Origin of the sequence: Salinibacterium hongtaonis, from assembly GCF_003065485.1 — a bacterium.
GTDB lineage: Bacteria > Actinomycetota > Actinomycetes > Actinomycetales > Microbacteriaceae > Homoserinimonas > Homoserinimonas hongtaonis.
The window spans coordinates 2408289-2431276 of the sequence record NZ_CP026951.1; the positions used below are offsets into that span (position 1 = coordinate 2408289).

Here is a 22988-nt window from a genome sequence, read left to right on the forward strand (position 1 = left end):
ATCGAAAGGGCCTCCTCGGCCAAATTCCCGCCGGGGCATCATGTCGGCAACTTCGCCGCGCTCGCGCTACCCAACCCTTGCGCCTCTCGCCGTCTCGGGTCACGTTGTAGCCATGGAATCTTCAGCGAAGAAGGACATCACCAGGCAAATTGTCGTCATCGTCAGCGCACTCATCGCAGTATTCGGCGGCTTTTATGGGTCGGGCGCTGCGGGCGGCACTCAGATCGCGGATGCCGCAGGCGGAGCGCTTCAAGAGGACTCAACCACGATCGCCCCCGGCGGCCCCGCGTTCGCCATCTGGAGTGTCATCTATCTCGGCTTGATCGCGTTCGCCATCTGGCAGGCGCTGCCAGCGCAGCGCAGCGACCGCCGTCAGCGGGCACTCGGCTACCCCATCGCCGCAACCATGCTGCTCAATGCCGCCTGGATCGCCAGCGTGCAAGCGGGCATCATCTGGCTGAGCGTCGTGATCATCGCCGTGTTGCTCGCCGTCTTGGTATGGGCGTTCCTCGTCACGCTCCGGCTGCGCCCCCACAGCATCATCGAGTCCATCGTGGTCGACGGCACGATTGGCCTCTACCTGGGGTGGGTGACGATCGCAACCGTGGCCAACATCGCTGCAGCTCTCGCGGCATCGGGGTTCGACGGGCTTGGGATCTCAGCCGATGTCTGGGGCAGCATCCTCGCAATCGCCGCCGGCATCATCGGCATCGGTTATGCCGTGCGCGGCGCAGGTCGCCTCGCACCCACGGCAGCGCTGTGCTGGGCGCTCTCCTGGGTGGCCTTCGCCCGGCTCACCGGAGATCTCATCAGCACCCCCACTGCGATCAGCGCCATCGTCTCGGCGAGCGTGCTTCTGATCGCGACCTTGGCGATTCGACTGCGCAGCACACGGAGTTCGCGGTTCGCAACCACGGGCTCACCGCTGCCGAGCAGGAACCGCTAAGCCAGCCCCGCTTAGGCTTAGCCACATGGCAACCATCGACCTGACCAACGCCGACTTCGAGAAGACCGTGACGGCCCCCGGCATCACGCTCGTGGACTTTTGGGCTGAATGGTGCGGCCCCTGCAAGCAGTTCGGCCCGATCTTCGAGCAGGCGAGCGAGACCAACACCGACGTGACCTTCGCCAAGGTCGACACCGAGGCCGAGCAGGCTCTTGCCGCGGCCGCTGGCATCACCTCTATCCCCACCCTGATGGCGTTCCGCGACGGTGTGCTCGTGTTCTCACAGGCCGGCGCGCTGCCCGCCCCGGCACTCGACGAGGTGATCACCGCCGTTCGTGGCCTCGACATGCAGCAAGTGTGGGCGCAGATCCGCGCTCAGGAGGCCGAGCAACCGACCGCGTAGGGCTTGCGGCGCCCGCCCCAAGACGGCTGCGCTTCTAGAGGGCTGCGCTTCTAGAGGCATGCGCTTCTTGAGGGCTGCGCTTCTAGAGCGTCTGCGCGGCGAACGTGTCGCAGGCGCCGGTGCCGCCCTCATACCCGGCTTCAAACCACCGCTGCCGCTGCTCGCTTGATCCGTGCGTCCAGGTGTGCGGATCCACTTCGCCTCCTGCGCTGCTCTGGATGCGGTCGTCGCCGATGACGGATGCCGCATTGAGCGCATCCTGAACCTGGGCGCGCGTCACGGGCTCAAGCAGCGTCTGCCCATTGGCATCGGGCACCGAGGATGCCCCGCCAACCCAGGCGCCAGCAAGACAATCCGCTTGCAGTTCAAGTCGCACCGAGTCAGAAGTCGGGCCGCTGTCGCCTCGCTTCACACGATCCATAACTCCCGTGATGTTTTGGATGTGGTGCCCCCATTCATGCCCAACGACATACATCTGAGCGAGGGGGCCGCCCTCCGCGCCGAAGCGCGAGCGCAGCTCGTCGTAGAAGCTCACGTCGAGATAGACCGTCGAGTCGCCCGGGCAATAGAACGGGCCAACCGCGCTCGTGGCGGAGCCGCAGGCCGTCGACACAGACTGCTCAAAGAGCACAAATTCGGGCAGGGCGTAGCCCGACCCCAGCTCCTGGGCCCAGAAGTCGTCGAGCGACTGGGCAGTGAAGTCGAGCCGACACTCGACAACCGCGTTTGCATCCGCGCCGGTCTCGCACCCCTCCAACGGTGAATCCTGCGAGGCCGCGCCCCCACCGCCGAGCGCGTCGCCCCCCACGAGTCCGCTCAAGTCAACCCCCAAAAACGATGAGACGAGCAGGATGACGATGAGACCGACTCCGCCGCCTCCAACCGCGAGGCCGGTGTTGCGCCCCCGCTTGCTCACTCGGGAACCGCTACTGCGCGCATTGTCATTGAAAGTCACGCCTCGAAGGTACCCCGTGACGCCATCCGACAGCCAGCAGAACCACTATCAGTTGGGGTGAAACGACTCGACCCCCCAAATGGGGGGGTATCGCATGAGGAATGTTCGGCCTAGTGTTGGCCCCCAATCCCCCATTCGGGGGTAACCCCCTATGGGGGCACCGTAGCTCCCACCGCTACGGATCTGCGCCACCAGCATTACCAGATTCATCGGATCCACTCACTCCTCAGCCATGCGCGAGGGCATTATTTGGCGTACCCAAATCCGCCCAATGTCTCCTCACGCGTAGTTAGGGGGTAACCGCCCACCCGTTCGCTGTTCCCGCAGCGAAGGCCACCCCCGCCGGCCGCACCCTTTCCCGACACCGTTTCGCTTCCCACGGCGAATCGAAGACCGCACCTCCCGGTGCGTTTTTTGCACACCACGCCCCTCCGCTGGTGTTGTATTGCGCCCTCGATCTGACGCCGACGATGTCCCGGATCACCTCGCCCGCTCACCCCGCGAGCGCATTTACCTGTACCCCCGATCTACAGGACGAGCGATGACCCATTCCGGAACGAGCCTTCCCCGGCTCTCTAGCCCCACTAACCGCCGCGACCGCGCCCACAGGTCGCTTCACCTCGTAGAGAACGACCCGGCCCGACCTGTCTCCACGACGTCTGGGCGGTTCTGGGCGCGGCAGTATCGCCACCGACTGCGAGTCACCGATAGCGCGATCGTCGCGGGTGTCGTCGCCGCGGCCTTTGCCCTCTCCACTCTCGACTCTCCCCCCGTCACGGGTTCACTCGTTGGCCACGGCCTCATCGCCGTTGCCGCCGCGACCCTGTGGCTCATCCTGCTGAGCGCCTTCCGCACCCGCGAATACCGAGTTCTGAGCGTGGGCATCACCGAGTACACGCGCCTCGTCAATGCCTGCACCACCACATTCGGCATCCTCGCGATCTGCTGCATCATCGCTCAGTCGGGCCCCATCAGCTGGTACTTCATCTCGGCGTTCCCACTGGGCCTCGTCTCGCTCGTGGTCAGCCGCTGGCTGTGGCGCAAGTGGCTCTCTCATCAGGGGCGGCTCGGGCACTCTCTTTCTCGCGTGATCGTGGTCGGGCGCAAGGCAGACGTCGACTACGTGATCCGTCAGTTCTCGAGCGCGTCACGGGCGGCCTACGCGGTTGTCGGGGCCGTGGTCGATGGCGGGGCAACTTCCATCGCCGCCGTGCCGACCCACCACGATCTAGACCAGGTCGCGGCGATGGCAGCGCACCTGGGAGCGGATGCCGTGGTCGTCGCAGGCACTCCGAGCGGCCGGGCAGATTTTATCCGCACCCTCTCGTGGCAGCTTGAGGGAACGGCCACCGAACTCATCCTCGCGACCAACCTCGCCAATATCGCTGGGCCGCGGATCCACCTGAGGCCCATGGAGGGTTTGCCACTGATCCACGTGGAGATTCCGCAGTTCGACGGCGCAAAGCACGTGCTCAAGCGGGCGTTCGACGTGGTCGTTGCCGCGACCGCCCTGGTGGCGCTGCTGCCCGTGCTGGCCGTGATCGCCGCGGCCGTCCGCCTCGACAGTGCCGGGCCGGCGTTCTTCACGCAGGAACGGGTTGGCCGCGACGGCCGGTTGTTCACGATGTGGAAGTTTCGCACGATGACCCAGGAAGCACCCGAAGCGCTCGAGCCGCTGCTGAACCAGAACGAGAGCGGTGGAGTTCTCTTCAAGATGCGCAATGACCCCAGGGTGACCCGCATCGGAAGGGTCCTGAGGCGGCACTCGCTCGACGAGTTGCCCCAGCTGTGGAACATCATCACAGGGGACATGAGTCTGGTGGGGCCCCGGCCACCGCTGGCCCGGGAGGTCGAACAGTACGAAGACCACGTGCACCGTCGCCTCTACATTCGCCCCGGCCTCACCGGAATGTGGCAGATCAACGGCCGTTCCGACCTGAGCTGGGAGCAAAGCGTGCAGCTGGATCTCTACTACGTGGAGAACTGGTCGCTCGTTGGCGACATTGTGATCATGTGGCGCACGGTTCGCCAGGTCAGCCACCCGGTCGGGGCGTACTGATGCCGCATTCCCGCAACAACAACGACGGCCGCCCGCTGCATTTCGCCATGATCGGAACTCGGGGCGTGCCCGCAACCTATGGCGGATTCGAAACAGCCGTAGAAGAGATCGGCGCACGGCTGGTCGAGCTAGGCAACGAGGTCACCGTGTACTGCCGCACGGCGGATACAAGCCTCAAGCACTACCGCGGCATGGCCCTCGTGCACCTTCCAGCCCTCAAGCTCAAAGCTGCCGAGACCCTCAGCCATTCGGCGCTCTCCGTTGGCCACCTCACTTTTTCTCGCCGGCCCGATGTGGCCTTCGTCTTCAACGCGGCGAATGCCCCATTCGTACCCTGGCTGCGCACGCTCGGAATTCCGACGGCGGTCCACGTTGACGGACTCGAATGGATGCGAGCCAAGTGGCAAGGGCTGGGTCGCCGCTACTACCGCCTCGTCGAGAAGCTAGCGGTGATGTGGTCAGACGCCCTCATCGCGGACGCCCAGGGGATCGCCGACTACTACGACCGCACTTTCGCGGCCCCCACCGAACTACTCACCTACGGCACGCGCATCCTCACCGATGTGGGGTCATCCCGCATCGCGGAGTTGGGCCTTGAACCCGGCCGGTATCACCTGGTGGTGGCCCGCTTCGAACCAGAAAACCATGTGGACATCATCGTGGACGCCTACTCGCGCAGCGCATCCACTCTGCCCCTCATCGTGGTCGGCAGTGCCCCCTACGCGGCGGCCTACACGCACAAGATCACCGGCCTCGCAGAAGGGGACCCTCGAATTCGACTCCTCGGCGGGGTCTGGGACCAGGTTCAGCTCGACGAGCTGTACGCAAACGCCCTCACCTATGTCCACGGACATTCGGTCGGGGGTACTAACCCGTCGCTGCTGCGCGCAATGGGAGGTGGGACTTCCGTGCTCGCCTATGACATCGAATTCAATCGGGAGGTGCTCGGAGACGAAGCCGGGTTCTTCGGATCGGTTTCGTCCCTGACGCACCAGTTTGATGAAGCAGAGAGCGACCCTGACCGTCACGCGGCGGTGGGGCTGCGCCTGCAGCGACGGGCCCACAACAACTACGACTGGAACGCAGTCGCCGATGGCTACGAGGAGTTGGGTCGGCGACTAGCCGCCGGCTACAGCATCCGGGCTTCACGCCCGAACCGAACGACCACCCGAACCGACACAACACCGAGGTTGCCATGACCCGCTCAGGTTCTGCGCGAATATCTGCTCTTTCGACAAAGGTTGCCGCAGCGCTAACGGCCGCGGTACTCATGCTCGCACTGCTGCTCGCAACGCCGCCTCCCGCCATCGCCGACACCGCGCCCGTCGACCCAGCCGTGCCCAAGACGATTGCTGCGGATGGTCTGCCGACCGTGCAGATCAACGGGGTCGCATGGTCGCAGGTGATCATAGGAAACACCGTTTATGTGGGCGGCGAATTCACGTCGGCTAGGCCAGCGGGCTCTGCCCGCGGTGTCAACGAGGTGCCTCGCACGCATCTGCTCGCCTATAACCTCACAACGGGCGCCCTCATCACGACCTTTAATCCCACCCTGAACGGCCAGGTCCTCGGCCTTGCAGCATCCCCCGATGGCACCCGGCTTTACGCGGTCGGCGACTTCACCCAGGTCAATGGCACGACCTTCTCTCGCGCGGTTGCCTTCTCGGTGGCGACAGGGCAGACCATCAACTCGTTCAAGCCGATTCTCAGCACGCAGGGCCGCGCCGTCGTTGCGACGGCAGACACTGTGTATCTCGGCGGCAACTTCACCAGTGTGAGCGGCGTGGCTCGCAACCGGGTGGCCGCCGTAGCCGCGTCGAATGGCGCAGTGCTGCCCTTTAACGCGAATGCCAACAGCGCGGTCAATGCTCTTGCGCTCACTAAGAATGGCGCCAAGCTCATCGTGGGTGGCAAGTATTCGACGCTCGGCGGCGCAGCGGCGCGTGGTCTGGGAGCCGTGGATCCCACCAGCGGCGCGGTGCAACCGTGGGCTATCAACAACACAATTTATGCATCCGGCGAAAGCGCCGCATTTGTGAGCCTCTATGCCGACGACGACGCGGTCTACGGCACGGCCTGGGCGTGGGGAAAGGACGACGGCAACCTCGAGGGTGTGTTCAGCGCCAACCCCGACACGGGTGCCATCATCTGGCTTAACGACTGCCACGGAGACACATATTCGGTCTACCCGATGGGCGACGTCGTGTACTCGGTGGGCCATGCGCACTACTGCGGCAATATTGGCGGCTTTCCCCAGCCCGACCCGTGGGTCTTTCACCGCGCGACAGCCACAACCAAGGCCGCTACCGGCACGGTTACCCGGGATCCGCACGGCTACTACAACTTTGAAGGCAACCCCAGCCCGACCCTCTTGAACTGGTTCCCCAACCTGAACGCTGGCACATATACGGGGCAGAACCAGGGGCCGTGGCACATCACCGGCAACGGACAGTACGTGGTGCAGGGTGGCGAGTTCACGACGGTCAACGGTGTTGCCCAGCAGGGACTCGTGCGCTTTGCCGTCTCGAGCATTGCGCCCAACAAAATAGGGCCGCAGTCGAATGAGGGCCTCACGCCCAGCGTCGTGTCGTTCAGGACCGGGGAGGCCCGCGTCTCCTGGCAGGCGACCTCCGACCGGGACAACAGCGACCTCACTTATAAGGTCACTCGCAACGGAGTTGTCGTTCACACCGTGGTGCAGTCGTCGAACTTCTGGACCAGACCGACCATGGGCTTCACCGACACCGGTCTCGCACCGGGGTCGAGACACCTCTATCGCGTCTACGCCTACGATCCGTTCGGCAACGAGGCAAGTAGAACCGCGATCTATGTGACGATCGCCACGGCCGATGCCTCCAACGACTACGCCGAAGCGGTCGCAGCTGACGATCCCTCGTACTACTGGCCGCTCGATGAGCCGAGCGGGACCGTGGCCTATGACCACGAGGGGTTCAGTGATCTCACCCTGGGGAGCGGCGTGGCGCGAGGAGCCGCCGGGGCCGTCTCCGGCAATGCCGCCTCCGACTTTGACGGCACCTCATCGGGATTCGGGACGACAGCTTCCCCCAGCGCTGGCCCGAGTTCCTTCACGGTCGAAGCCTGGATCAACACCACCACTGACAGGGGTGGCAAGATCATCGGCTTCGGCAACAGCGCTACGGGCAACAGCGGAAACTACGACCGCCACGTCTATATGGATAACTCTGGCCGCATCTGGTTCGGAGTCCACCCCGGCGCCGTGCGCACGGTCAACAGCTCGGCATCCTTCAACAACGGAGCGTGGCACCACGTCGCCGCATCACTCGGCGCCAACGGCATGCGTCTTTTTGTAGACGGAAACCTCGTCGGAAGCAGAGACGACGTCACGAGCGCGCAAGCCTACGACGGCGTCTGGCGCGTGGGAGGAGACAACACCGGCGGCTGGTCGTCTCAGCCCTCAAGCAACTACTTCGAGGGCGCGATCGATGAGGTCGCCGTCTACCCCACCGTGCTCACCCGATCTGATCTCGTGTCGCACTACGTGGCATCCGGTCGCACCTCGCCGCTGCCCCCCGCGCCCACGGACAACTATGGCAAGGCCGTCTACGACAACGACCCGACGCTGTATTGGCGACTCAACGACACGACGGGAACCGCCGTCGCCGACTCCGGCCCCAACGGAAACCCCGGCGTGTTCAGCGGAGGCGTGACCAAGAACGTGGCGGGCGCGATCACGGGCACCTCCAACCGAGCGGTGAACTTCGGCGGCACGTCCGGCGTGGCCGGCAGCTCCGAGCAGTTCACCAACCCGTCGACCTACTCGCTCGAGACCTGGTTCAAGACCACGACGACCCAGGGCGGAAAACTCATCGGGTTCGGAGACCAACGCACCGCGCTCTCGAGCAACTACGACCGTCACATCTATATGCAAGACGATGGGGCACTCGTGTTCGGAGCGTGGACCGGTTCAGCCAACACGATCACGAGCCCGACCGGTCTGAACAATGGCGAATGGCACCACGCCGTTGGCACCCAGTCCTCGGCGGGGATGGCGCTCTACGTTGACGGGGTTCTCGTGGGAACCAACCCTGCGACGAGCGCCCAGGAATACTCCGGGTACTGGCGCATCGGCGGCGACACGACATGGGGATCCAGCAGCAGCTACTTCGCCGGAACCCTCGATGAGGTTGCCGTCTATTCGACCGCATTGCCCGCATCAACCGTTTCGGGGCACTACGCGCTTGGCGCAACGGGAACGATCCCCAACGCCGCACCCACCGCCGCGTTCACGGCGGCTTCTTCGCAGCTCGCGGTGGCCGTCAATGCCGCGGACTCCACGGACTCCGATGGCACCATCGTCGGTTACGCCTGGGACTTCGGAGACGGTGCCACGGCAACGGGGGTTGGCGCCAGCCACACGTACGCGGCCGCGGGAGATTACGTCATCACCCTCACGGTCACCGACAACGACGGGGCAACCGACACCGAAACTCGCAGCGTCACGGTGACGGCGCCGCCCGCCAACGTTGCGCCCACGGCATCGTTCACGGTCTCGTCGAGCGGTCGCACGGCGTCGGTCAACGGATCGGCCTCTGCCGACTCCGATGGATCGATAGCTGGCTACGCCTGGAACTTTGGTGACGGGGCGACCGCGACCGGGCAAACCGCGTCGCATGCCTACGCCGCTGACGGCACGTATACGGTGACGCTCACCGTCACCGACGAAGACGGAGCCACCGCGTCGACAACCCGCACCGTGACGGTATCGGCACCGCCAGCCCCCACGGGGCTTGCGCAGGATGCTTTCGGTCGGACCGTGCCATCCGGATGGGGCTCGGCCGATCTGGGCGGCGCCTGGGCTGTGACGGGAACGGCGAGCCGGTACAGCGTGTCGGGAGGCGTCGGGCTCATGACGGCGCCCGCCGGCCAAACGCTCAAGGCGACCCTGGGGGCGGTGAGCTCCTCCGACACCGACCTTTCCGTTCAGTTCTCCACCGACAAGGTCTTGACTGGCGGCGGTGAATACCTCTCGGCCATTGGGCGTCAGGTCGGCACCTTCGACTACCGGGCACGGGTGCGACTCCTGGCCACGGGAGACGTGGTTCTGCAGCTCGTCCAGGGCGGAACAACCCTTCAAAGCCTCACGATCCCCGGCATGACGCATGCGGCGAACACTCCCCTCGCGTTGCGACTGCAGGTCACGGGAACCTCACCGACAACGATCCGGGCCAAGGTCTGGCCGGCTAGCGCGCCGGAACCGGGGGCCTGGCAGGCGAGCGTGACTGACTCCACTGCGGGGCTGCAGACCGCAGGATCCATCGCGCTTGAGAGCTTCATCTCGGGTTCGGCAACCAACGGGCCGATCACGACGCGCTTCGACAACCTTTCGGTGACGCCGACGTCGACGACTCCTCCGCCTGCGAACGTGGCCCCCACCGCGTCGTTCACTGCGGCGACGAATGGCCTCACGGCATCCGTGAACGCTGCGGCGTCGGCCGATTCCGACGGAACTATCGCGGGCTACGCCTGGAACTTCGGCGACGGAGCCACGGCGACCGGCGTGACCGCATCCCACGCCTACGCCAGCGCAGGAACCTACACCGTGACTCTCACCGTGACGGATGATGACGGCGCTACCGGGGTAACCACCCGATCGGTCACGGTGACGGCTCCTCCGGCGGGTTCCCCCCTCGCGGCAGACGCGTTCGAGAGATCTGCCACAGCAGGATGGGGAACCGCGGTCACGGGAGGTGCGTGGACGACAGCGGGCGGCAACGCCAACTTCTCGGTTAGCGGAGGGGGTGGCCTGCTTTCCACCCCGGCGGGCATCACTCTGAAGGGATCCCTGCTGGGCGTCTCCTCTACGAATGTCGACCTGCGCGTGGCCTTCTCGATCGACAAAGCCCCCACGGGTAACGGCGCGTATCTTTCGGCCATCGGCCGTCAGGGATCCACATCGGACTACCGAGCCCGCGTTCGGCTGCTCTCCACCGGCGACGTCGTGCTGCAGTTGGTCGAGGGTGGAACCGTTCTGCAGACGCTCACCATCCCCGGCATAACCTATGCCGCTGGTGAGCAATTGCAGGTTCGGCTGCAGGTCTTCGGCACCGCCCCCACAACCATCCGGGCCTCGGTGTGGAAGACGGGGCAGCCAGAGCCGACGACGTGGCAGGCGAGCGCGACGAACGCGGCAGCGGGACTGCAGGCCGCCGGCCCGATCGGGCTCGAATCGTATATGGCGGGCTCCACCACGAACGGCCCCATCGTCGCCCGCTTCGACGACCTGGTGGTGAACCCCACACCATGACGAACCGTAAAGCGACGCGCGCGTCGAGCACAACAGGGGTCCGCGGGACCACGGTTCTGCTCGCCCACCCGGGCGCGGAGCTCTACGGTTCCGACCGGATGCTTCTCGAGAGCGCCTCCGCCCTCCTCGACGAGAAAGCACGCGTTGTCGTTGCCCTGCCGTCGCTCGGCCCCCTTGCCGACATGCTCACGAACAGGGGAGCAGAAGTCATCGTGTGCAGAACGGGGGTCCTGCGCAAGAGCGCACTCTCGCCCGTTGGCCTCGCACGACTCGCCGTCGACACCGCAGGAGGGATGATCGATGCCTGGCGAGCGGTGACCCGATTCAAACCGCAGCGGATCTATGTGAGCACCCTCACCATCCCGCTCTGGATCGGCATCGCGCGGCTGCGCCGAGTGCCCGTCGTGGCGCACGTGCACGAGGCGGAATCCTCGGCCCCCGGGCTTCAACGCGCGGCACTCGCGGCGCCACTCCTGGCGGCAGACACCGTCATCGCCAATAGCGAGTTCAGTGTGGAGGTGCTGGGCGACTCCTTCAATAGTCTGGGTCGCCGCACGACCGTCGTGCACAACGGCGTCCCTGGCCCGTCACGACCGGTTCAAGCTCGCAAAGTGCTCGATTCGGCCCTCAAAATCGCCTACGTCGGCCGGCTTTCGCCCCGCAAGGGAGTGGATGTCGCCATCGAGGCGGTACGCCTGCTCACCGAGGCCGGTGTGGATGTTCGCCTCACCCTCATCGGCACGGCCTTTAGCGGATACGAGTGGTACGAGCAGCTACTGAGGCGCACGGTGACCGAATCCGGGCTCAGCGACCGGGTCGCCTTTCTCGGGTTTCAGTCCCCCGTGTTCTCCCGTATTACCGAGGCCGATGTCGTGGTCGTGCCCTCGCGGGTGGATGAACCGTTTGGCAACACAGCGGTCGAGGCTTTGCTCTGCGGTCGTCCCGTAATCGCGAGCGCGACCAGCGGGCTTCTCGAGGCCACGGCGGGATACCGATCAGCTCGCACGGTGGCCCCTGGTGACGCCACGTCGCTTGCCAGGAGCCTGGCCGAAGTGGCAAGCAACTGGCAGTACATGCGCACAGCGGCATGGAGAGATGTTGCCCTCGCGGAACACCGACACAGCCCATCGACCTATCGCCACAGGGTCGCAGCGACACTGGGCGGTCTGCCGCCCAGACGGTGGAAGCATCACCCCGAGCGCGTCGGCGGAGTCGCGGCGGCAGGGGGTGCGCAATGACAGCATCCAGCCTCAGCGTCGTCATCGCCGTGCTCACCTACCAGCGTCCGGATGACCTCGCCGAACTGATCCCGCTGCTTCGGGAGCAAGCGCAGGCCGAAGCCAGCAGTGCGTTGGTGAGCATCCTGATTGTCGACAACGACCCGTCGGCGAACGCGTCCGGCTGGAGCTACTCCGACCCTCAGTCGACGATCTCCTACGTGCATGAGCCGGTGCCGGGCATCGCTGCCGCCCGTAACCGGGCGCTCGACAGCGCGGGCGACGCCGACATCCTCATCTTTATCGACGATGACGAGCGCCCGTCCCCGCTCTGGCTGCACCTCTTGCTTCAGACCTATCGGTCACATGACGCGCCCGGGGTCGTGGGGCCAGTGATCTCCCGATTCTCCTGCGACCCCGAGCCGTGGATCGTCGCCGGCAGATTCTTTGATCGCCGCCGCCTTCCGACCGGAACACCCGTGGATGTTGCGGCCACCAATAACCTGTTGCTGGATCTCAAACGGGTCGGCAGCCTGCGTTTCGACCCCGCCTTCGGGCTCTCCGGCGGCTCGGACACACTGTTCACGCGGGAGCTTGTTCGCCGGGAGGGGCACCTCATCTGGTGCGACGAAGCCACCGTAGACGACATCGTGCCGCCAGCACGCCTCACCCGAAACTGGGTGCTGGCCCGGGCGTTCCGTAGCGGAAACTCCTGGAGCCGCACCAGCATCCATCTCGCGGACGACGGGGCATCTCGGCTGGCGACCCGCCTGCGGTTGAGCGCATCGGGGCTCGCCCGGGTTGCCTCTGGTGGCCTACTCAGCGCCGCCGGCGTTGTGGGGCGCACCCCGCATCTGCATGCCCGCGGGCTCCGCCGCCTCAACCGCGGCGGCGGAATCGTGTCGGGCGCCTGGGGCCACGTCTACTCGGAGTACCGGCGATCATGACGCGATTCGAGCGCACGACGATAGGCCGCGATATGCGCGTGTCCGACGGTCCCCCAGTCTCGAGACGAGAGGTTGGGGGCATCGCTCGGGACTCCTTCACGGACAGCGGCCTCAAGAGCGGCCGAGGTCAACTCTCCGTCGTACAGGCGCACCCAACTGGCCCCGACCTCATCGGCCATCGCGGCATTGGCAGGGGTGCGGGGCACCAGAACCGGCCGACCCAGGGAGAGCGCCAGCACCATCGCGCCAGAGTTGCCCATCTCTCGGTAGGGCAACGCCACGACGCTTGCCTCGCTGAACTCACGCACCAGCAGATCGTCGTCGGCGTATCCGAAACTCAACTGGATGCGCGGGTCACCGGCAACGATGCTCTCGATGTGGGCACCCAATTCCGCGGGATCAAGCTTGCCGACGACGTGCAGACTCACGTCGGTTCGAGATATGCCGCGGAATGCATGCACCAGCGCCGGAGCATTTTTGTAATCGCGAATCAAGCCGAAGAACAGGACCCGGCCAGCGACGGGCGGAGCACCCACCCGCGGGTACCAGTCCGAGTAGTGCCCGTGGGGGATCACCTCGACGGGCACGTCATTCTCGGCGCCAGCATCGGCCATGGAGATGAACAGGGTCGTCGCAGAGTCGATCCGGCTGAGCATCCGCTCGGTCAACCCTCCCCGGTCTTCGTGGGGCCGAACATTGTGAACGGTGCGCACGATCGCCCGGTTTCCCAGGCGCACCCGCATCAGCAGCAACCAGCACAGCACAGCCCCCGCGGCGGTGCGCAGTCGCCCCTCGCGCACGAAGAGCAGCTCGGGCCAGTGGATGTGCAGCACGTCCCATCTGCCCAGGAGCGCGCGCGGCCATGTGAAGAGTTCCACGCTCGCCTCCCGCTCAAGCGCTGTGACGAGCTGCACGAGGTAGGGATTCGTGGTCTCGCGCACAACGCGAAGCGATTGCAATACCCGAAGGGGGCGCTGACCGGATTCGAGATTCGCCGCCATCTGACATCCTCTCGCGCCTCTCGACCTGCCGGATGCCCCACAGACTACCCGGAGGGATGCTCATGAGTAGCACGCGGGTTCGCTGGCCACGATCTGGGCTGATCGCCTACAACGGCTACGACTCCGGCCTGGGCAACCGGGTCAGGGTGGTTCTGGGCGCGCAGAGCCTTGCCGAACTCGAAGACAGGGCGTTCGCCTATGTGTGGCCGACCGGCCGCCTGTTCGGGCCACGCTTCGACCAGCTCTGGGACTTCACGGCGCCCGTCGTAAGCAGGGCTGTTTCCCGTGGGCTGGCACGGGTTTTCCCCTACGGCGATGAGACCCTCGACTGGATCACGGACGAAAGCAGGCGTCGCCTGCTCTGGCAGATCCGCACCGGCAGCCCCATTGCCTTGCCCGCGGCGGCGCGCCCGTGGCAGGAGCGATTCAGGGCTCTGCGACCCACGGCAGAAATCGCCGACAGGGTCGAGCAGCTCTTTGACGAGCGCCTGCGCGGCGTTCCCTACGCGGGCGTGATGATCAGGGCCCACTCCGTCTCCCACGCTCGCACGCTCGCCGCCTCTCCGGTCGAATGGTTTCTCGCGAGGCTCACGGAGGTGCGCCGCCGCAACCCCGGGGTCATCTTCTACATCTCGTGCGACCGCCCGGATGTGCAAGAAGCCGTGATGGCCGAGATCCCCGGATGCGTCGCACAGGCCGACAAGGGTGACTACAACACCACGGCGGGGGTGATCTCCTCGATCGTCGACCTCTATCTTCTGGCGGCATCCGGTTACCTGATCGGCCCCCACTTTTCGAGCTTCGTGCACCTTGCCGAACACCTCGCGGGCGATCGCCTCACGTTTGAGACCGCCGTCGATAGGAGGTCTGGGCCGATCGACCTGGATGCGGCTGGGCTTGCTCTCGACCCCCTCCGCCCTGCGCAGCGCTTTGCCTCGCCGAGTTCAGCGATGCGGCGAAGCGAACCGTTTGACGGGAGCCCCTCATGACAACGATGGAGCAGCGAGCACCTCGGGCCCGTGCGCGAGTTATGGCGGGTTGGCCACCTCTCGCATCGTCAGTGTTCATCGCTTGGCTCGCCATTGCGTGCTTCGTGCCCTACTGGTTCAGCATCAACATCGGCATCGGATGGTCGCCCGCGTCTCTTGCGGCGGTTGCTGCAATCGTCGTGATGCGTCCGTGGCGCGACGTGCGCCCGGTGTTGGCCGACGCGCTCCTTGGCCTTGTTGTGCTCTCGTGGGCCATCGCATTCGCGACGGGCGACTCGACCTTCTCCAGCGGTGCCGTGATGATCACGCAGTGGGGCTTTGGCTACGTGCTCGGGCGCACCGCAGCAGTGCGCCTCGGAATGCCCGCCGTGTCTGTGATGATCACCCTGGTTTTCTGTCTCGTCGCAGCCCTGGCGTTCGTCGAGTTCGCCACGGTCTGGAACCCCTTCGTTGACCTCGCGGTGAACAACTCGCTCTATGCGACATGGGGTTCGCTGCAGGAACGCGGCGGGGTGCTGCGCGCCGAAGGTGCCTTTGGCCACTCCATCGCGCTCGGTGCGAGCCTTGCCCTCGTCGTGCCCCTTGTGCTCACCTCGCCTCTGCCCGAGCCTGTGCGATTCTTCGCCACGATGTTGGTGCTCGGGGCCTCGACGATGACGGTGAGTCGAACGGGAATGACCTGTGCGGCTATCGCGCTCGTGCTCTCGGTGCTGTTCCTTCGGGAGGCCGGGTCCGCTCGGCTGCGCATCAGCCTGATGGTCGCAGCCGCGGCCGTCGCGGTGACCCTCTGGCCTCCGGTTTCCACGATCTTCGACGTTGCGGGGGATGAGGCCTCGGCGAGCGCCGAGTACCGCGGCGACCTGATCCCCCTCATGGGAGAAATGAAGCTTCTGGGCCAGTCGCCAGCATTTCTGCGCGCGGCGGATGGCTCCGCCTATTTCGGCGGCTTCCGCTCGATCGATAGCTCCTTCATCCTGACGGGCCTCAGCTATGGCATCGTGCCACTGCTCATGCTCACCCTGCTATTGGCTGCCGCTGTGATCGCTGTGCTGCGATCTTCGGCCACCCCGGCGACCGTCGCCATCGTGGCCCAGATCCCGGCGCTGTTCAGTGTGGCCCTCATCACCCAGTACACGATCATCTTCTGGCTGGTCGCCGGGCTCGCCGTGAGCAGCCTCGCGGCTGCCCGCCGCACGGGGGCCAGCCGCACCGAGTTCTTCTCCATTGCTCCATTCGTTCCACCCCGTCCCACACGGGCTGTTCCTTCTCACCGCGTTCAGCACCTCCCGACAGAACAGGCATCCCATGACACACCAACTCCCCACACCACATGACCTCGGCATCCCCGGCCGTCCCCACGGCGCGCGAAGCTATCTGCGCCAATGGTGGATCGTCCTGCTCGCTGTTCTCGCGGGCGTCGGAATCGCCGCGTATCTGGCACTGAGCGCGACCCCGTCCTACTCCGCCCGCGCAACGCTGAGCATGTCCGTCGCCTATGCGAAATCGGCGACGGACATCAACCAGGGAGCCACCTACGCTCGCGACGCGATGCTGTCGTATGCCGAGCTGGCCGAGTCGTCGACGATCCTTGCCCCGGTGGTCAGGGAGCTCGGGCTGGAAACGTCGCCAGCGGCCCTCGCGGGTCGGGTCTCGGCGACAACCCCGCCCGGCACGTCGGTGCTCCACATCTCCGTTTCCGACGCCTCGGCGGACGAGGCCGCGGATATTGCGAACGCCATCGCGGCGGAGGTGTCGGAATACGCTGTCAAGAATTCGCCCGTCGACGCAGATCTCGGCCCGCTCATCACCGTGTCCACGATTCAGCCAGCTGTCGCCCCGGCGAGTTCCACGGGCCCCGGTCTTCGCACCTTCGTGGCGGCTGGAGCCATTCTCGGCCTGCTGGCCGGAGTCGTCCTTGCGGCTGTGCGGCAGCGGTACGACAACCGCCTTCGCGGGGCAGACGACGTGCGTGCGGTGACGGATGCTCCCGTGATGGGAATGCTTGAGCGGCCGGCCTCTTCCCGCGCGGCGGAAAGCGTGCAGCGCACGACAGCGGTGCTTCGTCACACGATCGAGTCGCAGGAGATTCATCGAATCCTCGTCGTGGCGGTTGCTCACAACGCAAGCACGTCCGCCGTGGCGACGACGCTGGCTGAAACGCTTTCGGATGCCGGAGTGGCCGCGCAGTCCTTCGATGGCGATCTTTCCGAGTCGGATGACCTCGGCGACTCGATCGCCGGTGTGACCATTCGCACGGAAGGACTCGTAACGCGGGGAGCAGTCGCTCTCGTTTCCACACGATCACTGGGCGATTCCGCCGACGCTTTGCTCCTGGCGCCATCGGTCGACGCCGCGCTCGTGATTGTGGATGCCCGGCGGGTTCGTGCGCATCAGCTCACGACGGCACTGCGGCAGCTCGAGTCCGCAGGCGTTCGCATTCTTGGTGTCGTTGTGAGGCGCGATCACCCGCGTCGGAGCAGCACCTCCGCCAGGGTGCCCTCCGCTCTTGGCCAATGGGCGAACGGCCTGCGCACCACCACCCCGGCGACACCGGCGGCACCCGCGGCACCCGCGGAGCCTACGGCCGGACCATCACCAGTGGTGAGCCAGCGGAATAGCTGATTTCGAGATGGTAGTCGGCCTGCCCCTCAGCGGGGAGAGAAAAGACATAGGAGCCTGGGGCAGTCGCTCCCGGCTCCAGCGTGCCGCCGAATTCGACGATCTCGGGGTTGCTCAGGACGGGCGAGGCGGGTGTCGAGTCGGCACCGTAATAGAGGTTGACCGTCACGCCGTCGAGCGGGATCGCAGCCGCACTGCCGTTGCTCATGACGATGTCGAACCGCAGCGCTGGCCCGCTTTTTTCGCCGGGCCCCCTGCCCTCGACCTCGAGCGGCGTGACGGCGGAGACCGTGGCGCTCACTCCATCGCCGAAGTCTCCCGCCGTGCCGACAGGCACCTCAGCGACTACGTCGGGCGCCGCGCCGTCGGATTCACCCGGCTCTTCGGAAGCGCCCGGAGTGGGGGATGCGGATTCGCTGCTCGTCGGAGCGCTGGGAGACAGAGATGGGTCTTCTGCGTCGGTTCGTCCGCTCAGCGCGGCGCTCACGGCGATGATGATCGCCAGTACGACAAGCGCAATTGCGGCGATAAGCCAAAAGAGACGGCGCTTAGCGGACTCCTTCTCCTCGGGGTCGATCTGATTGCCGTTGTCACCGAGCTGATGTGTCATTGCGACTCTCTCCCTCTGTGCACCCGTCGTACCGGCGCGTCGCCCTGGAGCTCATCGTGGGGAACCCAGGTTTTTCATTTCGCGGAACCACTTGGCAAGCGCAAGGACCAGGAACGCTGCGGTCGCAAGGGCGATGAGTGTGTAGACGACGAGAAAAGCGGGGAGCGCACCGAGGAGGAGAAACGACAGGCACAGGACGCCGTAGTCCATGGGCAGGACCAGAACGGCCCGCAGCCACGAAGGTCGCCCCGGGGCATCCGCGGCGAGGGAGGCCTCACCGTGCTGCCGCCGCAGCTGCTCGGTGAGGATCATGGCGAAGAACAGCACCGCGGAGACGATGGCGGAGAGCAGCGGAACGAGCAGCCACACGGGCTCCACGACATCGAACCGGTAGAAGCCCACGGCGAGCGCGATGGGCATGGCCGACACCTTGACAGCATCGACGACGTGGTCGAGCCATTCCCCGGCCGGGCTAGCGATGCCCCGAAGCCGGGCGACCTGGCCGTCGGCCGAGTCGAACGCGTAGCCAATGACCAGCAGCAGCGCTACGCCGATTCCCAGCACCCAGCTGGGAGGAACAAGAGCCAGAAGGGCGATGCCAGCGAAGGTGAAGAGCGCGCTGATTGCCGTCACCGCGTTGGGGCCGAGCCCCACGGAGTACGCCCACGCGGCCAGATAGCGACCGATGCGTCGATTCACGAAGCGGGAGTATGCGGGGGCGCTTCGAGCGGCAGGCTTCTGAGCGGCCCGAAGCGTGGCCAGTGTCTGCCGAAACCCGCGCGGCGGGGCGGCGGGTGCCGTGGGGAGGGCATCCGCGGGGTCAGGAATCAGTGGCGAGTCTCGGGTCACTATGAAGCCTTCGGCTTGGCGGGTGCGGCAATCATAATACGAGCGACCCACAGCACCAGCCCCTATTTCTCACGCGGGGGTGACGCATGAGCGGCACACAATCTCTGGGGGTGCGGGCGGCACGAGGCGCGGCAGTCGTGCTCGCCGGGCAGGGCGTCCGCATCGTCATTCAGGTGGTCTCGGTCGTGGTACTTGCGCGACTGCTCACCCCTCACGACTACGGTCTCATCGCCATGGTGGCGGCCGTCATCGGCATCGCAACGATTCTCAGGGACTTCGGGCTCTCCTCCGCGGCCATCCAGTCCCCCACCCTGAGCAGGGTTCAGCGTGACAACCTGGTGTGGATCAACGGCGGCATCGGCGCAGCGCTGGGCGTCATGGTCTTTTTCTCCGCCTGGCCAATCGCGGCGTTCTTCGACGAACCCGCCCTGGTCGCCATAACGCAGGCGCTCTCCCCGACCTTTCTCCTGGGAGGCCTCGCCACGCAGTATCGCGCCGACCTCAATCGCCGGATGCTATTTCGGCGCCTTACCGTCTCAGACCTATCGGGAGCGGCCGGCGGGCTTGCAATGGCGATCGGAGGCGCACTCCTGGGCTGGGGGTATTGGGCACTCGTGGCCCAGCAACTCGCCCAGGCCATCATCCTGCTGGCGGCGAGCGTCGCCTCGGCCGGCTGGCTGCCCCGCCTGCCACACCGGGCTCCCATGCGGGGGCTGCTCACCTTCGGGGGCAACCTCGTCGCGACGCAGCTCATCGCCTACCTGGCCCAGAACATCGACTCGGTGATCATCGGCGCACGATTCGGGGCGGGGCCCCTCGGCATCTACAACCGGGCATTCCAGCTGCTCATGGTGCCGCTAAGCCAACTCCGTCGCCCCACAACCACCGTGGCGCTCCCCGTGCTCAGCCGCATCGCCGACGACGACACCCGATGGGGCGACTTTCTCGCCCGCGGCCAGGTGGCGCTCGGGTACACCCTCGTCGCGGGCCTCGGCCTGGTCGCCAGCTCCGCAGAACCACTCACCGCAATCATGCTCGGCGCGCAATGGATGGAGGCCTGGCCCATCCTGCGGCTTCTGGCGATCGCCGGAATCTTTCAGACGCTCGCCTACGTCGGTTACTGGGCCTATCTGTCACGGGGGCTCACCGCCCAGCTCTTTCGCTATTCCCTCGTCAGTGCCGTGCTCATCGTCGGATGCGTTGTTGTCGGCTCTCAGTGGGGCATTCTCGGCGTCGCCGCAGGCTACGCGGTCGCTCCTCTACTCGAATGGCCCCTCTCGTTGTGGTGGCTCTCCCGCTGCACCACGATCCCCGTCGGTCGCCTCTTCGCTGGCGCCGGGCGCATCATCGGCATCACGACCGTCGGCGCGCTCGCGGGGGCAGGCTCGAGCCTCGCCGCCGCACCCTTCGGCTCCGTGGCGCAGATCGCCGCGAGCGTCGCCGCCACCGCCCTGAGCTATGCCGTTGCCTTCGCCATTGTGCGCCCCATTCGCCGCGACATCCTGGCCGTTATCGCAGTGGCTCGCATGCTGCCCTCTCGCCGAACGACAGCCCGGCCGTCAGAGCACGCCGCTGCCGACCAGACGAAGGGAGCCGCACAGTGATCAATCGCGCCCTCGCAATCGTGGTGGTCAACTACGGGTCGCACGAGCTTCTCGAAGCGAACTTTGGCTCGATCGCGCTCGATGAGCTCGCCGCACGGCTCGTCGTCGTCGATAACTACACGTCGGCTGAGGAGCTGTCCCTGGTGCGGGCTCTCTGCTCCCGGCGGGGGTGGAGCCTCATCCACGGCCCCAACGTGGGGTTTGGCGCTGGCATCAACAGAGGGGTGCAGCATGCCCGCGAGCTGGGCTGCGACACCGTGATCGCCATCAACCCGGATGCCAGGGCTAGCTCCGCTGCGCTCGGCGCCCTCGCACAGGCCGCTCGAGACGACGCACTCGCTCTCGTGGGCCCCGTCGTGACTGGGGAGGATGGCGGCCACTGGTTCGCGGGCGGCCGAGTGGTCGTCGCGGAGGGACGCACGACAACGAAACCCGGCACCGACAGTGCCTGCTCCGATGGGTGGCTCACGGGAGCCTGTCTCGCCTTTCGACTCGACCTCTGGAATCTGCTCGGCGGCTTCGACGAACGGTTCTTTCTCTATTGGGAGGATGTCGATCTCTCCTGGCGCTGGAGGAACGCTGGCGGGCACCTCGTAGTGCGCAACGACATTCGGATCATCCATAGCGTCGGAGGCACCCAGGCGGCGGAGGGCCGCGCCAAGTCGGTGGGCTACTACTACTTCAACTGCCGCAATCGCATGTTGTTTGCCGCCGCTCACCTGTCGCGCCGCGACGCCATCCGGTGGCTCATTCTCACCCCTGACTACGCGCGCCGGGTGCTGCTGCGCGGGGGGAGACGGCAGTTTCTGCGCAAGCCCTGGCGGCCCCTCTGGGCAAGCTTCGCCGGTTCGGCCACCGGCATTCGCGCAGCATTCTCTCGACCGCAATCTCGTTCATCGTCGCGACGGGAGGTCACCCCGTGACGAGTAAGAAGCTCCATTCCGCTGCCCAGCGAGAGCGCCGACGGCTCGGCGCCAGTTGGTGGGCGGCGCTCGCCGTCACCGTGCTGGCCCTCGTGACAACCTCGCCGGCCCCCACGATCTCCGGCGCCCTGCCCGCACCGGATGACGCGGCATCCGATGCCACTCGCGGCACCAGCGAAGGCGAGCGAGGCGACGACCCGCTGCCCTCGTCCGCCGCCGAGCCTCCCGAAGTCACGCGCCTGCCCGACGCTGGCGTGCCCGGACCACATACGACAGGCGTGCCCGCGGGCACCCAGCTCACCCGCTTCGACGGCGACCTCGTGATCACCACCCCGGGGGCCGTCGTCGAAGGGCTCGACATCTACGGATTCGTGCGCGTGGAAGCGCCGGGAGTCACCATTCGCAACTCGATCATCCGGGGCCGCAGCGTTGCCAACAACGCCATGCTCATCTACGCGGGCTCACCCTCCGCGGCGGGACTCCTCGTGCACGACACGGAGCTCGCGGCGGCCTACCCCTCTCACATCGTCAATGGCGTGTACGGTGCCGGGTTCATGCTCCGACGCGTGAACATCCACACCGTTATCGACTCAGTGCACATCTTTGGCGACGACGTGGTGATCGAATCGTCGTGGCTTCACGGCAACCTGCACTACGACAACGACCCAGGATGGGGCGGCGGGCCGAGCCACGACGACAACATCCAAATCCAGGCCGGGACCAACATCACGATTACCGGCAACGTGATCGAGGGTGCCCACAACGCTGCGCTTCAGGTGACCCAGGATCAGGGCCCCGTTTCCCAGCTCGTGTTCTCGGGCAACACCGTCTCGGGCGGCGGCTGCTCCATCAACATCGCGGAGAAAAACAAGGGCGCGATCGAGGGCCTGCACATCTCCGACAACGTCTTTGGTGAGTCTCGATTCGGCTGCGCAATGCTGATTCCTCCGAGCACTCACGCCACGATCTCTGCCAATGCATCAACCAATGGAGCACCAGTGAGGATCGATCGCCGTGCGCAATAGTCCCGCCCGAACGTTTTTTCGCACCCGGAGAAGAGATGCCGAAATGGCCTCCCTCGTGCTCGCGGGAAAGATGCCAATCCACGCCCTGCGCATCGCGACGATCAGGTTCTGGGGTGGTCGAATCCATCCGGATGCCACGGTCTATCACGGCTTCGAAATTCGGGGAGCGCAGCATCTGCGCATCGGAGCGCGCAGCTCGATCGGCAACGGGGCCATCCTCGACGCCCGCGCTGGCATCACCATTGGCGAGGATGTGAACCTCTCCACGGCGGTGCATATCTGGACGGGACAGCACAACCCCCAGAGCGCCGAGTTCGCCTATGAGAGCGCGCCCGTCACAATCGGCAATCGCGCCTGGGTGAGCACGAGGGTGACGATTTTGCCCGGGGTGACCATCGGCGAGGGCGCCGTCGTGGCCGCCGGCGCGGTCGTTACCTCCGACGTTGCGCCGTTCACGATGGTGGGAGGCGTGCCGGCGAAGGTCATTGGCGCGAGAACAACATCGCTGCGTTATCGACTGCCGCTGCGGCGGCTCAAGCCATGGTGGTGGTGACA

The 22988-nt window shown here is 65.9% G+C and carries 18 protein-coding genes; 14 read left to right on the top strand and 4 right to left on the bottom strand.

Annotation, left to right across the window (positions count from 1 at the left end; translation table 11 throughout):
• The first annotated feature begins 112 nt into the window (after positions 1-112).
• Positions 113-946: a TspO-related membrane protein gene (locus C2138_RS11650; RefSeq protein ID WP_108519099.1), complete on the top strand. Its 834-nt coding sequence runs from the start codon at positions 113-115 to the stop codon at positions 944-946.
• 25 nt (positions 947-971) lie between these two features.
• Positions 972-1349, top strand: coding sequence for a thioredoxin (gene trxA, locus C2138_RS11655; RefSeq protein ID WP_108518033.1), 378 nt, complete (start codon positions 972-974; stop codon positions 1347-1349).
• Between the two features lie 82 nt (positions 1350-1431).
• Here the strand turns inward: trxA and ypfJ are convergent, their stop codons facing one another.
• Entirely contained in the window at positions 1432-2304 is an 873-nt protein-coding gene (gene ypfJ, locus C2138_RS11660) for a KPN_02809 family neutral zinc metallopeptidase (RefSeq protein WP_108518034.1), read from the bottom strand.
• 541 nt (positions 2305-2845) lie between these two features.
• Between ypfJ and C2138_RS11665 the strand changes: the two genes are divergently transcribed.
• From C2138_RS11665 to C2138_RS11685, 5 genes are read left to right on the top strand one after another with little or no spacing between them, the layout of a single operon-like run.
• Positions 2846-4363, top strand: coding sequence for a sugar transferase (locus tag C2138_RS11665; RefSeq protein WP_108518036.1), 1518 nt, complete (start codon positions 2846-2848; stop codon positions 4361-4363).
• Positions 4363-5562: a DUF1972 domain-containing protein gene (locus C2138_RS11670; protein ID WP_108518038.1), complete on the top strand. Its 1200-nt coding sequence runs from the start codon at positions 4363-4365 to the stop codon at positions 5560-5562. Before C2138_RS11665 ends, C2138_RS11670 begins: the two co-directional genes overlap by 1 nt.
• A complete protein-coding gene (locus C2138_RS11675; protein ID WP_241961113.1) occupies positions 5559-10649 on the top strand; it encodes a PKD domain-containing protein in 5091 nt (1696 codons plus the stop codon). The genes C2138_RS11670 and C2138_RS11675 overlap by 4 nt, the downstream gene beginning before the upstream one ends.
• On the top strand, positions 10646-11887 hold the full coding sequence (locus tag C2138_RS11680; RefSeq protein ID WP_108518040.1) for a glycosyltransferase: 1242 nt from the start codon (positions 10646-10648) through the stop codon (positions 11885-11887). The genes C2138_RS11675 and C2138_RS11680 overlap by 4 nt, the downstream gene beginning before the upstream one ends.
• Positions 11884-12813, top strand: coding sequence for a glycosyltransferase (locus tag C2138_RS11685; protein WP_108518042.1), 930 nt, complete (start codon positions 11884-11886; stop codon positions 12811-12813). The genes C2138_RS11680 and C2138_RS11685 overlap by 4 nt, the downstream gene beginning before the upstream one ends.
• Here the strand turns inward: C2138_RS11685 and C2138_RS11690 are convergent.
• On the bottom strand, positions 12789-13814 hold the full coding sequence (locus C2138_RS11690; RefSeq protein WP_108518043.1) for a glycosyltransferase: 1026 nt from the start codon (positions 13812-13814) through the stop codon (positions 12789-12791). The two genes, C2138_RS11685 and C2138_RS11690, sit on opposite strands and share 25 nt — an antisense overlap.
• A 62-nt stretch (positions 13815-13876) precedes the next feature.
• On the opposite strand from C2138_RS11690, the gene C2138_RS11695 reads away from it, so the two are divergent.
• From C2138_RS11695 to C2138_RS11705, 3 genes are all read left to right on the top strand, one after another.
• Positions 13877-14803, top strand: a complete 927-nt coding sequence (locus C2138_RS11695) for an O-fucosyltransferase family protein (protein WP_199286539.1) — start codon at positions 13877-13879, stop codon at positions 14801-14803.
• A gap of 71 nt (positions 14804-14874) precedes the next feature.
• The gene (locus C2138_RS11700) at positions 14875-16137 is read left to right on the top strand and encodes a hypothetical protein (protein WP_159078218.1); all 1263 of its coding nucleotides are present in this window, start codon (positions 14875-14877) and stop codon (positions 16135-16137) included.
• Complete coding sequence (locus C2138_RS11705) at positions 16109-17425, top strand: hypothetical protein (protein WP_108518046.1); 1317 nt, start codon at positions 16109-16111, stop codon at positions 17423-17425. Before C2138_RS11700 ends, C2138_RS11705 begins: the two co-directional genes overlap by 29 nt.
• Here C2138_RS11705 and C2138_RS11710 read toward each other — a convergent pair.
• Positions 17382-18032, bottom strand: a complete 651-nt coding sequence (locus tag C2138_RS11710; RefSeq protein ID WP_108518048.1) for a hypothetical protein — start codon at positions 18030-18032, stop codon at positions 17382-17384. The genes C2138_RS11705 and C2138_RS11710 overlap by 44 nt on opposite strands.
• 51 nt (positions 18033-18083) lie before the next feature.
• Positions 18084-18860: a CDP-alcohol phosphatidyltransferase family protein gene (locus C2138_RS11715; RefSeq protein WP_199286604.1), complete on the bottom strand. Its 777-nt coding sequence runs from the start codon at positions 18858-18860 to the stop codon at positions 18084-18086.
• 107 nt (positions 18861-18967) lie between these two features.
• Here C2138_RS11715 and C2138_RS11720 point away from each other — a divergent pair, with 107 nt between their 5' ends.
• From C2138_RS11720 to C2138_RS13895, 4 genes are read left to right on the top strand one after another with little or no spacing between them, the layout of a single operon-like run.
• Positions 18968-20485 (top strand): lipopolysaccharide biosynthesis protein, encoded by a 1518-nt coding sequence (locus C2138_RS11720; RefSeq protein ID WP_108518050.1) that lies wholly within the window; start codon positions 18968-18970, stop codon positions 20483-20485.
• Positions 20482-21408 (top strand): glycosyltransferase family 2 protein, encoded by a 927-nt coding sequence (locus C2138_RS11725; RefSeq protein ID WP_108518052.1) that lies wholly within the window; start codon positions 20482-20484, stop codon positions 21406-21408. Before C2138_RS11720 ends, C2138_RS11725 begins: the two co-directional genes overlap by 4 nt.
• A complete protein-coding gene (locus C2138_RS11730) occupies positions 21405-22433 on the top strand; it encodes a right-handed parallel beta-helix repeat-containing protein (protein WP_108518054.1) in 1029 nt (342 codons plus the stop codon). Before C2138_RS11725 ends, C2138_RS11730 begins: the two co-directional genes overlap by 4 nt.
• A 43-nt stretch (positions 22434-22476) precedes the next feature.
• Positions 22477-22986: an acyltransferase gene (locus tag C2138_RS13895; RefSeq protein ID WP_159078219.1), complete on the top strand. Its 510-nt coding sequence runs from the start codon at positions 22477-22479 to the stop codon at positions 22984-22986.
• Positions 22987-22988 lie beyond the last annotated feature (2 nt).